Origin of the sequence: Geobacillus sp. Y412MC52, assembly GCF_000174795.2 — a bacterium.
GTDB classification, from domain to species: Bacteria; Bacillota; Bacilli; order Bacillales; family Anoxybacillaceae; genus Geobacillus; species Geobacillus thermoleovorans.
Window position 1 is genome coordinate 751,829 of sequence record NC_014915.1, and the last position, 10,561, is coordinate 762,389.

13 protein-coding genes are annotated in these 10,561 nt (G+C 53.5%); 12 read left to right on the forward strand and 1 reads right to left on the reverse strand.

Going from position 1 to position 10,561, the window contains the following annotated elements:
* Positions 1 to 28: 28 nt before the first annotated feature.
* The 8 genes from glp to GYMC52_RS03855 all read left to right on the forward strand — a co-directional run bounded on the left by glp (position 29) and on the right by GYMC52_RS03855 (position 4,970).
* A complete protein-coding gene (gene glp / locus GYMC52_RS03830; RefSeq protein ID WP_013523149.1) occupies positions 29 to 1,288 on the forward strand; it encodes a gephyrin-like molybdotransferase Glp in 1,260 nt (419 codons plus the stop codon).
* Complete coding sequence (gene mobB / locus GYMC52_RS03835; protein WP_013523150.1) at positions 1,285 to 1,785, forward strand: molybdopterin-guanine dinucleotide biosynthesis protein B; 501 nt, start codon at positions 1,285 to 1,287, stop codon at positions 1,783 to 1,785. The genes glp and mobB overlap by 4 nt, the downstream gene beginning before the upstream one ends.
* Positions 1,782 to 2,246 (forward strand): molybdenum cofactor biosynthesis protein MoaE, encoded by a 465-nt coding sequence (locus GYMC52_RS03840; protein WP_013523151.1) that lies wholly within the window; start codon positions 1,782 to 1,784, stop codon positions 2,244 to 2,246. Before mobB ends, GYMC52_RS03840 begins: the two co-directional genes overlap by 4 nt.
* Positions 2,246 to 2,476 carry a molybdopterin converting factor subunit 1 gene (moaD, locus tag GYMC52_RS03845; RefSeq protein WP_041469367.1) on the forward strand — a complete coding sequence of 77 codons (231 nt, stop codon included), beginning with the start codon at positions 2,246 to 2,248 and terminating at the stop codon, positions 2,474 to 2,476. The genes GYMC52_RS03840 and moaD overlap by 1 nt, the downstream gene beginning before the upstream one ends.
* 5 nt (positions 2,477 to 2,481) lie before the next feature.
* Entirely contained in the window at positions 2,482 to 3,210 is a 729-nt protein-coding gene (locus GYMC52_RS03850) for a YwiC-like family protein (protein WP_013523153.1), read from the forward strand.
* Positions 3,211 to 3,866: 656 nt separating this feature from the next.
* Positions 3,867 to 4,100, forward strand: a complete 234-nt coding sequence (locus GYMC52_RS19930) for a hypothetical protein (RefSeq protein WP_013523154.1) — start codon at positions 3,867 to 3,869, stop codon at positions 4,098 to 4,100.
* 103 nt (positions 4,101 to 4,203) lie between these two features.
* Positions 4,204 to 4,602, forward strand: a complete 399-nt coding sequence (locus GYMC52_RS19935) for a DUF6426 family protein (RefSeq protein WP_230982742.1) — start codon at positions 4,204 to 4,206, stop codon at positions 4,600 to 4,602.
* A 113-nt stretch (positions 4,603 to 4,715) separates the two neighbouring features.
* Positions 4,716 to 4,970 carry a hypothetical protein gene (locus GYMC52_RS03855; protein WP_013146091.1) on the forward strand — a complete coding sequence of 85 codons (255 nt, stop codon included), beginning with the start codon at positions 4,716 to 4,718 and terminating at the stop codon, positions 4,968 to 4,970.
* Positions 4,971 to 5,315: 345 nt separating this feature from the next.
* On the opposite strand, the gene GYMC52_RS03860 is transcribed toward GYMC52_RS03855, so the two are convergent.
* On the reverse strand, positions 5,316 to 6,002 hold the full coding sequence (locus GYMC52_RS03860; protein WP_013523155.1) for a Crp/Fnr family transcriptional regulator: 687 nt from the start codon (positions 6,000 to 6,002) through the stop codon (positions 5,316 to 5,318).
* A gap of 323 nt (positions 6,003 to 6,325) precedes the next feature.
* Between GYMC52_RS03860 and argC the strand changes: the two genes are divergently transcribed.
* Genes argC through GYMC52_RS03880 form a run of 4 tightly spaced genes read left to right on the forward strand, consistent with a single transcriptional unit; the run spans position 6,326 to position 10,556 of the window.
* Entirely contained in the window at positions 6,326 to 7,360 is a 1,035-nt protein-coding gene (gene argC / locus GYMC52_RS03865; protein ID WP_013523156.1) for an N-acetyl-gamma-glutamyl-phosphate reductase, read from the forward strand.
* Between the two features lie 17 nt (positions 7,361 to 7,377).
* Positions 7,378 to 8,610 carry a bifunctional ornithine acetyltransferase/N-acetylglutamate synthase gene (gene argJ, locus GYMC52_RS03870; protein WP_013146088.1) on the forward strand — a complete coding sequence of 411 codons (1,233 nt, stop codon included), beginning with the start codon at positions 7,378 to 7,380 and terminating at the stop codon, positions 8,608 to 8,610.
* A 12-nt stretch (positions 8,611 to 8,622) separates the two neighbouring features.
* Positions 8,623 to 9,399, forward strand: a complete 777-nt coding sequence (gene argB, locus GYMC52_RS03875) for an acetylglutamate kinase (protein WP_013523157.1) — start codon at positions 8,623 to 8,625, stop codon at positions 9,397 to 9,399.
* Positions 9,396 to 10,556: an acetylornithine transaminase gene (locus tag GYMC52_RS03880; RefSeq protein ID WP_013523158.1), complete on the forward strand. Its 1,161-nt coding sequence runs from the start codon at positions 9,396 to 9,398 to the stop codon at positions 10,554 to 10,556. The genes argB and GYMC52_RS03880 overlap by 4 nt, the downstream gene beginning before the upstream one ends.
* Positions 10,557 to 10,561: the final 5 nt, after the last annotated feature.

Sequence of the window (10,561 nt, forward strand, 5' to 3'; positions counted from 1 at the left end):
AGCCGTATGATCGAAAGGAGAGAGAGAGATGGTCGAAAGACGAACCCCCATTCCCGTAGCGGAAGCCATCACCCGGGTGATGCGTTACGCTGGGAGAGGAGAAGAGGAGATCGTGCCGCTAAGGCAGTCGTACGGCCGCTATTTGGCCGAAGATTTGCGTGCCGACCATGATGTGCCGCCGTTTGACCGCTCGCCGTATGACGGATTTGCCATTCGCGCCGCCGACTCGGAAGGAGCGGGACTTGACCATCCGGTCGAGTTTGAAGTCATTGAAACGATCGGCGCCGGGCAAGTGGCGAAGCAGCCCGTCGGCCCGTTTCAAGCGGTGCGCTTGATGACCGGGGCGCAAATTCCGGAGGGGTGCGATGCGGTCGTCATGCTCGAGCTCGCTAAACAGTACGAGCGGGATGGAAAAACGTATATGGCCATTAAACGCCCGTTCCGCCCTGGCGACAACATTTCGTTTCAAGGGGAAGATGCGAAAAAAGGGCAGCCGCTTGTCGAAAAAGGAACGCGCATCAATCCCGGGGTGGCGGCGCTCTTGGCGACGTTCGGCTACGCCGAAGTGAAGGTGGCGAAAAAGCCGCGGATTGGCATTTTTGCGACCGGCAGCGAACTGCTCGACGTCTCTGAACCGCTTGTGCCGGGAAAAATCCGCAACAGCAACGCCTACATGATCGAGGCGCAGGTGTTCAAAAGCGGCGCCGAGCCGATTTATTTGGGCCAGCTCGCCGACGACCTCGATGCTTGTTTTCACGCTGTGCGCCAGGCGCTCGATCAAGTGGACATGCTCATTACGACCGGCGGCGTCTCGGTCGGGGATTTCGATTATTTGCCCGCCATTTACAAGCGGCTCGGAGCGAACGTGTTGTTTAACAAAATCGCCATGCGCCCGGGGAGCGTGACGACCGTCGCCGAGATTGATGGCAAGCTGCTGTTCGGTCTATCCGGAAACCCGTCGGCGTGCTACGTCGGGTATGAGCTGTTCGTCCGCCCGGTCGTGCGCACGCGGCTGTTTTCGGCCAAGCCGTATTTGAAAAAAGCGAAAGCCACCCTTGGCGCCGATTTTCCGAAGCCGAACCCGTTCACCCGCTTCGTGCGCAGCCGGGTCGAGGCGGTTGACGGTCGGCTTGTCGTGAAGCCGGTCGGCATGGACAAGTCGAACATCGTCACCTCGCTTGCCTTTGCGAACGCCTTGATGGTGCTGCCGGGCGGAACGAGAGGGTTTGCGGTTGGCGATGAGGTCGAAGTGTGGCTTCTTGATGACGATGAGGGGTCAAGCGAATGAACGTCTGGCAAGTCGTCGGCTATAAACATAGCGGCAAAACGACGCTTATGGAAAAATGGGTGGCGGCCGCGGTCCGGGAAGGATGGCGCGTCGGGACGGTGAAGCACCACGGCCATGGCGGCGAGCCCGCGCGGCCGGAAGGCGTCGATTCCGTCCGCCATGAGCGGGCCGGGGCGGTGGCAACGGCGGTGGAAGGGGACGGGCTTTTGCAGCTTCATCTCCGCCGCCCGTTGTGGCGGTTGGATGATGTGTTGGCGCTTTATGCGCCGCTTCGGCTCGATCTCGTGTTGGTCGAAGGCTACAAACAAGAGCGGCACCCGAAAGTCGTGCTCGTCCGCACTTGGGAAGATTGGGCGTCGCTTCAGCACCTCGCCAACATCCGCGCCGTCATCGCCTGGGAGCCGCTCGAAGGGCCGCTAGCGCACCCGGTGTTTTCGCTGGCCGATGATGACGAATATATTCCATGGCTCATGAACGAGGTGAGAACACGAGCATGACAGAACCGTTGTTTGCCATTACCGATCGGCCGATTTCGGTCGAGGATGTGATGAAAAAAGTGATGCGTCCGGAAGCGGGGGCGGTCGCCGTCTTTGCCGGCACGGTGCGCGAATGGACGAACGGCAAGCGGACGCTCTTTTTGCAATATGAGGCGTACGTGTCGATGGCCGAGAAAATGCTCGCGCAAATCGGGGCGGAAATTGCGGAGAAATGGCCAGGGGCGAAAACCGCCATCACCCACCGGATCGGGCGGCTTAAGATCGGCGACATCGCCGTCGTCATCGCTGTTTCCTCGCCGCACCGCGCCGAAGCGTATGAGGCGAACCGCTATGCCATTGAGCGGATCAAGCAAATCGTGCCGATTTGGAAAAAAGAACAATGGGAAGATGGAAGTGAATGGATTGGAAACCAATTAGAAACGGAAGCATATCCGTTCGGAAAGCCGGAGGTGAATGAATGATGATCCGTCTTTTGTTTTTTGCCCATTTGGGCGAGCAAGTCGGCGAGCGGGAAGTGATGTGGCCGAATGTTCCGGAAACGGTGAAAAAACTGAAAGCCGAAGTGGAAGAGCGCTACGGCATCTCGCTCGGGCGCGTCATGACAGCGGTCAACGAGGAGTATGTCCGCGACGAAGCGCCGCTTCACGCCGGCGACACGGTCGCCTTTATTCCACCGGTAAGCGGAGGATGAGACGGATGGCGAACAAAAGCAAATGGGTGATGCCAAAACAACACGGCGCCTGGGCGATGCTCATCATCCCGTTTTGGCTCGGGGCGTACGCCGGTGGGCTTTCGTGGATTCACGCGCCGCTCTTTGTCGCCTGGCTTGCGCTCTATTTGGCGACGTATCCGCTCTTGATGGCGGTGAAAACGAAGCGGAAAGAGCCGTACGTGTCCGCTGCCGCCCGCTATGGCGCCATCGCCGCCGCGGCGCTTGCCGTCTCTCTTTGGCAACAGCCGGCGCTTTTCTACTTCGGGCTCGCCATGGTGCCGTTTTTCTTGGTGAACACGTACTACAGCAAGAAAAAGAATGAGCGCGCCTTTTGGAATGATGCAGCGGCCATCGCGGCGTTTTGCATCGGCGGCCTCGCCGCCTTTTACGCCGGACGCGGGGCGTTGACGATCGAAGCGTTTGAACTCGCCCTGTTTTCCTTCCTCTTTTTCATCGGCAGCACGTTTTACGTCAAAACGATGATTCGGGAAAAGAAAAACGAACGGTACAAATGGCTGTCATGGGGCTACCACGTCCTGTTGATCGTCGGCCTCATCGCCATTGACGAGCCGTTCGCCGTTTTGGCCTACGCCCCGAGCGTCACCCGCGCCGTCTATTTATACGGCAAGTCGCTGCCGATCATGAAACTCGGCATGCTGGAAATCGCCAACGCGGCGTACTTTTTCATCGCGATGATCGTGCTCTACTCTTGAGCGAACCCCAAACGGGAGGCATCCATGACCGTTTGGGGTTTTTTCTTTTGGTTAGGCGGTATTGCTTTTTCATTGCACAAGCATGATGTGAAATGGGCATGAATTCCTTGTAACGGTTTTGCAAAGGGTCGTTTCAAAAGCCTACCTCTTCTTCTATGCTCGTTCTCAAATAAATAAAAATTAGAACATGTCGATCCACTTCAAGTAGACATTCGCCAAGTGTTCGACTTCCCAGTGGTTCGCATGGAAGTCACTCAACATGAGTGGGAAATCAATCGTTTTCAATTCTAGCAATCCTAGTGGTATCGAAAGCCCTTACGAGACTTCCTTAATGTTGATTTCACCGCTAACATTATGGCCAGGATCTCGTCAGTACTTTCTCTTTTTTGTCACTAAATCACAAAATTTGGTGATGAGCCAAAAAACAACTCGATAAAGCTTAAAAATCTTACTTTATGTGACAAAAAAACAAACAATTCAAATTTTTTATTGACAATTTTAGTAAAGGCGAAATATAATCTAATTGTAAAATAAAGGTTAAAAAAAGGGGTGCGAATAGTTGCCGTCAAAATGTTTCGCGCTTAGAGATAGTGGGCAGATCGCGTTGCTTGGCTGCTTTTGGAGGACATAATTTTTGTAATTGGAGAGAGGTTATAATGATAAAAGATCTTCTCAAATCAATCCTTTCTTTTTCGTTAGTTTTCGGTCTGTTGCTGGGTGGCAGTATCATCGCTTCTGCCGAAGAAGGGACTTCAAATGCAGGATGTTCACTCAGTAGCAAGACGAATGTGACAGTAAATGGGTTTTTAGATAGAGCGAAAGAATCGAGTGTGGTCGTATCTCAAAGCGGGAACAAGGTGGTTGAAATAACAGACCTAGAATTTTCTTAAAAGATTAGAAACTTCTGTTCCTGGACCAAAAGGGAAAAAACTAGCTGGGGTTTCAATCGCATACACTCAAGCACAAGAGTCATCCCTTCCAGGGGATCGTCCTGTGGTGACTCCACAATTAGGAACGGGTTATTATCTAAAAAACATTACTACTAGTGAAGCATGTGGAACAGAAATAATAAGACAATCTACTTTTAAAGGACCATCAACAGCTACCATGTCTATAAAACAAGGGGTTTCTGCCACATGGTCATCGAACACAAATATAAGCGCTGAAACAGTTTCGGCAGCGTTGGGATTTAACGTAACAAAATCTTATGAAGTTACAGACACTTATCAAATTCAAGTTCCAGCAGGAAAAACCTATACCATAATAGCTAGACCGTATTACAAAGTTTATAACTTTGAAGTTTGGTACGACCCACTTATTGGATCGGATTCTAAAGTAGGGTATGGATATGCTGCTAAGCCTGTAGGGGTATGTTTTTATTACTATGAGTAATGTTCTGTGTTCCGTTATTTATAGAAATATTGAAGCAAGTTTCCTGATGGAACTTGCTTCTGTTTTTTGTGTTTCGTTTAAGCATAACGGATAGTTAAAAAGGGGGATGCAAAATGAATATTTTAAAAAGTCCAAACAAAATGAAGTTTGTTTCACTCGTTCTTTCTCTCATCGGATTGTGGTTGATGTTAAATAGTCCTGAATTAGGGAGTCGTTTTGCTTCATCCTGGGTTCGATCCATGGGGGGATCTGTGGATTCTCAAGAATATTTGCAAATGTTAAAAGAATATATAAGCACTTATAAAACGCTAGGGGGGATTTTTTTGTTTGTGGGCTTGTTTTCTTTTCTTAACGATCATCATCAGTAAACATCGTATTTGCCTACAGGGCAGCGAGAGGTGTGTATTTGCGCATTTTTTGTTATCTTTTTTAATGGAGACGATGGCCTTTAATGGAGACGATGGCCGTCTGAGTTGGATGGATCGCGATATAGTGAAGTAAGGTGCGGTGTGAATGATTGCTCCGAAAAGAGCAAAAGGGGCTGACTCAAAAGCCCCCTTTTTGGTGAAATTTAACCGAAGTATGTGAAAGAGACCACCTCTGAAACCCTTGGTTTTACCGGGTTTTTCGTGGTGGCCTGTTTTTCCATGTCGCCCTAAATAGGAACATTACCGCTCTTTTGGGTCAGCTCCTTTTTTTGCCGCACCCGCCCGTCAGTCAATGCGGCACAGCTCGGGCGGGCAGCCTTCGCAGGCGATTTCGTCACGCAAATATTGCAAGTTGTGGACGCAAATTTTTCCTTTTTGCACGGAGATGACGCCTTTTTTCCGCAAATCGCCGAGCATGCGGTTGACGACTTCGCGGGCGGTGCCGCAAAAGTTGGCGAGCTCTTGGTTCGTCAGCGGCACGTCGATCAAAATGCCGTCTTCTTTCATCACGCCGTAGCTGTTGCACAGACGGATGAGCGTTGAATAGAGCGCTCCTTTTTTGCCGTGTAAAATCAAGTCGCGGAATTTCGTCTGCGTTTTGCGGAAATGGACGCTCATCCATTTCATGAGCTCGATCGCCAGCGTCGGATGATTGGCGAGCTCTTGTTCGAGCCTTTCGCGCGGAATGGCGGAAACGACGCCGTCTTCAAGCGCTTTCGCCGTCAGCATGTAGCGGGCCCCAGGGCAAAACAGCGTCAGCTCGCCGATCAAATCGCCCTCGCTGCAAATGCGCAGCGCGAGCTCCCGTCCGTCCATGTCCATTTTGCTGATTTGGATTTTCCCCGATTGGATATAGTAAATATCGTCTGCTTTTTCCCCTTCTTGAAACAAGTACGTTCCCTTCTCAAGGCGAAGATCGCGCCCAAGCGGTGTAAGCCACTTCTGCCATTCACGAGATTCAATCTCGTTCATCCGATCACAACCTTACGTAAAATGTATCGCTATATAAAAGTGTACAGGAAAAAAGAGGGAAGTCAATATAAGGATAGTGGAAAGATTGAAAACTTGTTGAACATCGATGGAATCGTTTGTGAAAGTCTTTGCATCCCGAGAACATGAGGGCGATGGAGTCAAGGATGCACCTTGGCTGCCGGGACAAATCGGTATTCGTTTCCCATAGACGGAGGGAGGGGCAAGAAAAAAATCCTCGAAAATTATTAAATATACATTTGATTTTATTTTTATACAGTATTATAATGAGAACTACATGAGGCATACGGGTGAGGGGGAACATGATGAACGTAGCCATTATCGGGGCGACGGGGTACAGCGGCGCGGAGTTGTTCCGCTTGTTGCACGGGCATCCGCATGTGAGCCGTTGCGACGTTTTCTCGTCGTCGCAGGACGGGGTTCATGTATCGGAAAGTTTCCCGCACGTCGGTTCGGTCGATGGTGCGGTGTTGCATAAACTTGAAATCGAGGCGCTTTCCCGTTACGATGCGGTCTTTTTCGCCACGCCGCCCGGGGTGTCCGGGGAGTGGGCGCCGGCGCTCGTGGATCGGGGAGTGAAAGTGATCGATTTATCCGGGGATTTCCGTTTGAAAGACGGAGCGGTGTACGAACAATGGTACGGGCGGCAGACGGCGCCGGCGGAATATTTGCAAAAGGCGGTGTACGGGCTGACCGAGTGGAATCGGGAGGCGGTGCGCGAGGCCGTGCTCCTATCCAACCCGGGCTGTTATCCGACGGCGACGCTGCTTGGCTTGGCGCCGCTTGTCAAAGAAGGATTGATTAAGGAAGACTCGATCATCGTTGACGCCAAGTCCGGCGTATCGGGCGCGGGGCGGAAAGCAGGGCTTGGGACGCATTTTTCCGAAGTGAACGAAAACGTGAAAATTTATAAAGTGAACGTCCATCAGCACATTCCGGAAATTGAGCAAACGCTGCAAACGTGGAATGAAGCGATGGAGCCGATTACGTTCAGCACCCATTTGATTCCGATGACACGGGGCATTATGGCGACGATCTATGCGAAGGCGAAACAATCGATTTCGCCAAACGACTTGGTAGATTTATATAAAACAAGTTATGAAGGTTCACCGTTTGTCCGCATCCGTCAACTTGGACAGTTTCCAGCGACAAAAGAAGTGTACGGCTCAAATTATTGCGACATCGGCCTCGCCTATGATGAACGGACGGGACGGGTGACGGTCGTGTCGGTGATCGATAACTTGATGAAAGGCGCTGCCGGGCAGGCGGTGCAAAACTTCAATTTGATGATGGGCTGGGATGAGGCCGAGGGCCTCCAATCCTTGCCGATCTATCCGTGAGGGAAGGGGAACGAACAATGACAGCAACGAAACAAACGGCGCAAGTAACGGCGGTCGCCGATGGAACGGTCGTCACGCCGAAGGGATTTCAAGCGGCTGGGGTGCACGCCGGGCTGCGCTATTCGAAAAAAGATTTAGGGGTTATTCTATGCGACGTGCCGGCTTCGGCGGCGGCGGTGTATACGCAAAGCCATTTCCAGGCGGCGCCGCTCAAAGTGACGCAGGCGAGCCTCGCTGTAGAACAAAAATTGCAGGCGGTCATCGTCAACAGCGCATGCGCGAACGCCTGCACCGGCGAGCAGGGGCTCAAGGACGCCTATGAAATGCGCGAGCTGTGCGCGAAACAGTTTGGCCTGGCGCTGCACCATGTGGCTGTCGCTTCAACGGGCGTGATCGGGGAATATTTGCCGATGGAAAAAATTCGCGCGGGCATCGAAAAGCTTGTTCCAGGGGCGACGATGGCGGATGCTGAGGCGTTTCAAACGGCGATTTTAACGACGGATACGGTGATGAAGCGCGCCTGTTACCAAACGACCGTCGATGGGAAAACGGTCACCGTCGGCGGGGCGGCGAAAGGATCGGGGATGATCCATCCGAACATGGCGACGATGCTCGCGTTCATTACGACCGATGCCAACATCTCTTCGGCGGTGCTGCATGATGCGCTCCGGTCGATTACCGATGTATCGTTCAATCAAATTACGGTCGATGGCGATACGTCGACGAATGACATGGTTGTGGTGATGGCAAGCGGTCTTGCCGGAAATGACGAGCTGACGCCGAATCATCCGGATTGGGAACACTTTTACGAGGCGCTGCGGAAAACGTGCGAAGACTTGGCGAAGCAAATCGCCAGAGACGGCGAGGGGGCGACGAAGCTCATTGAAGTGCGCGTGCGCGGCGCGAAAACGGACGATGAGGCGAAAAAAGTCGCGAAGCAAATCGTTGGCTCCAACTTAGTGAAAACGGCCGTTTACGGCGCGGATGCCAACTGGGGGCGGATCATCGGCGCGATCGGCTATGCGGACGCTGACGTTGATCCGGACAATGTTGATGTCGCGATCGGGCCGATTGTGATGCTGAAAGGAAGCGAGCCGCAGCCGTTCTCGGAAGAAGAAGCGACGGCGTATTTGCAACAAGAGACGGTCGTCATTGAGGTGGATTTGCACTTGGGCGATGGCTTCGGCGTCGCGTGGGGCTGCGACTTGACGTACGATTATGTGAAAATCAACGCCAGCTATCGGACGTAAGGAGAGAGAACGATGGGGAAAACGGTCGTCATCAAATGCGGCGGCAGCGTGCTCGATGAGCTGTCTCCCGCCTTTTTTGCCAGCGTGAACATGATGCGGGAACAAGGGATGGATGTCGTCATCGTCCACGGCGGCGGGCCGGAAATCGGGCAAATGTTGAAAAAACTGGCGGTGCCGAGCGAGTTTGTCAACGGCTTGCGGAAAACGACGAAAGAGGTGCTGGCCGTTGTGGAAATGGTGCTCTCCGGCAAAGTGAACAAACAGCTTGTGGCGATGCTCAGGCAGAACGGCTTGCCGGCGGTCGGCGTTTCCGGCGTGGACGGGGGGCTGCTCGAAGCTGAACCGATTGACTTTGCTAAACTTGGCTATGTCGGCCGTGTGAAAACGGTTCGCTCCCGTCTTTTGCGCACGCTGCTTGAGGCGGGCTACATTCCGGTCGTTTCGCCGCTTGGCATCGACCAAAACGGGCAAACATACAACATTAACGCCGACACGGCGGCTGGGGCGGTCGCGGCCGCCATTGGCGCCAGCCAGCTCGCGTTTGTGACGAACGTGCCCGGCATTTTGAGAGACGGCGCGCTCGTGGCCGAGGCGACGGCGGAAACGATTGAACGACTGATCGAAGACCGCGTCATCACGGGCGGGATGATTCCGAAAGTGAAAGCGGCGCTGTCCGCCCTGTCCGATGCGCTGCCCGAGGTGATGATCGTCAGCGGCAAAACGACGTTTTACCAGAACGGAACATGGCACGGCACAACGATTCGCAAAGAAGTGGGGGTATATTTATGAGCGCGCTGTTTCCGACATACAACCGTTGGAAGATCGCCGTCCAAGCCGCGGAAGGGACGGTTGTGACCGATGTAAACGGAAAACAATATCTCGACTTTGTCTCCGGCATTGCCGTCTGCAATCTCGGCCATCGCCATCCGCACGTCCAAAAGGCGATTGAAAAGCAGCTGAATCAATATTGGCACGTATCGAACTTGTTTACGATTCCCATTCAAGAAGAGGTCGCGTCCTTGCTTGTCGCCCACAGCGCCGGCGACTGCGTCTTTTTCTGCAATAGCGGAGCCGAGGCGAACGAAGCGGCGCTGAAGCTGGCGCGCAAACATACCGGACGACACAAAGTGATCACGTTTTCCCAATCGTTTCACGGCCGGACGTTCGCGACGATGGCGGCGACCGGGCAGGAGAAAGTGCATAGCGGTTTTGGTCCGCTGCTTCCGGAATTCATTCACTTGCCGCTGAATGATGTCGACGCTCTCAAGCAGGCAATGAACGAAGAAGTGGCCGCGGTGATGCTTGAGGTCGTCCAAGGGGAAGGGGGCGTCCGCCCGGTTGACCCGGCGTTTTTGCAAATAGCGTCGGAGCTGTGTCAACAGCACGGGGCGCTTCTGATCATCGACGAAGTGCAAACCGGCATCGGCCGGACCGGAAAGCCGTTTGCTTACCAGCATTTCGGCGTGGAGCCCGACATCATCACCCTGGCGAAAGGACTTGGAAGCGGCATTCCGGTTGGTGCGATGATCGGCAAAGCGTTTTTGAAAGAGTCGTTTGGGCCTGGCGTGCACGGGTCGACGTTTGGCGGCAACCCGATCGCGATGGCCGCTGCCAAGGCGACGTTAGAAGTTGTGTTCGATCCGGTATTTTTGCAAGAAGTGCAGGAGAAAGGCAGCTATTTGCTTGAGCGCCTCCATGACGCGCTCGCCCCGCTTGACATCGTCAAGGACGTGCGCGGGCTCGGGCTGCTTGTCGGGGTCGAGTGCCAAACGGACGTCGCACCGCTGTTGCCATTGATTCATGAAAACGGCTTGCTTGTCCTCTCGGCGGGGCCGAAGGTGATCCGCCTGCTGCCGCCGCTTGTCGTGACGAAAGCGGAAATCGATGAAGCGGTGGACATTTTAACAAACGTGTTGAACAACGCCAACGCCTCAGCCGTCTTGTAAACGGA

What these genes read in the sequence shown, in the direction of transcription:
- argJ (WP_013146088.1), top strand. Translation starts at nt 7,378, where the DNA reads ATGACAGCAACGAAACAAACGGCGCAAGTAACGGCGGTCGCCGATGGA.
- mobB (WP_013523150.1), top strand. Translation starts at nt 1,285, where the DNA reads ATGAACGTCTGGCAAGTCGTCGGCTATAAACATAGCGGCAAAACGACG.
- GYMC52_RS03840 (WP_013523151.1), top strand. Translation starts at nt 1,782, where the DNA reads ATGACAGAACCGTTGTTTGCCATTACCGATCGGCCGATTTCGGTCGAG.
- glp (WP_013523149.1), top strand. Translation starts at nt 29, where the DNA reads ATGGTCGAAAGACGAACCCCCATTCCCGTAGCGGAAGCCATCACCCGG.
- moaD (WP_041469367.1), top strand. Translation starts at nt 2,246, where the DNA reads ATGATCCGTCTTTTGTTTTTTGCCCATTTGGGCGAGCAAGTCGGCGAG.
- argC (WP_013523156.1), top strand. Translation starts at nt 6,326, where the DNA reads ATGAACGTAGCCATTATCGGGGCGACGGGGTACAGCGGCGCGGAGTTG.
- GYMC52_RS03880 (WP_013523158.1), top strand. Translation starts at nt 9,396, where the DNA reads ATGAGCGCGCTGTTTCCGACATACAACCGTTGGAAGATCGCCGTCCAA.
- GYMC52_RS03860 (WP_013523155.1), bottom strand. Translation starts at nt 6,002, where the DNA reads ATGAACGAGATTGAATCTCGTGAATGGCAGAAGTGGCTTACACCGCTT.
- GYMC52_RS19930 (WP_013523154.1), top strand. Translation starts at nt 3,867, where the DNA reads ATGATAAAAGATCTTCTCAAATCAATCCTTTCTTTTTCGTTAGTTTTC.
- GYMC52_RS03855 (WP_013146091.1), top strand. Translation starts at nt 4,716, where the DNA reads ATGAATATTTTAAAAAGTCCAAACAAAATGAAGTTTGTTTCACTCGTT.
- GYMC52_RS03850 (WP_013523153.1), top strand. Translation starts at nt 2,482, where the DNA reads ATGGCGAACAAAAGCAAATGGGTGATGCCAAAACAACACGGCGCCTGG.
- argB (WP_013523157.1), top strand. Translation starts at nt 8,623, where the DNA reads ATGGGGAAAACGGTCGTCATCAAATGCGGCGGCAGCGTGCTCGATGAG.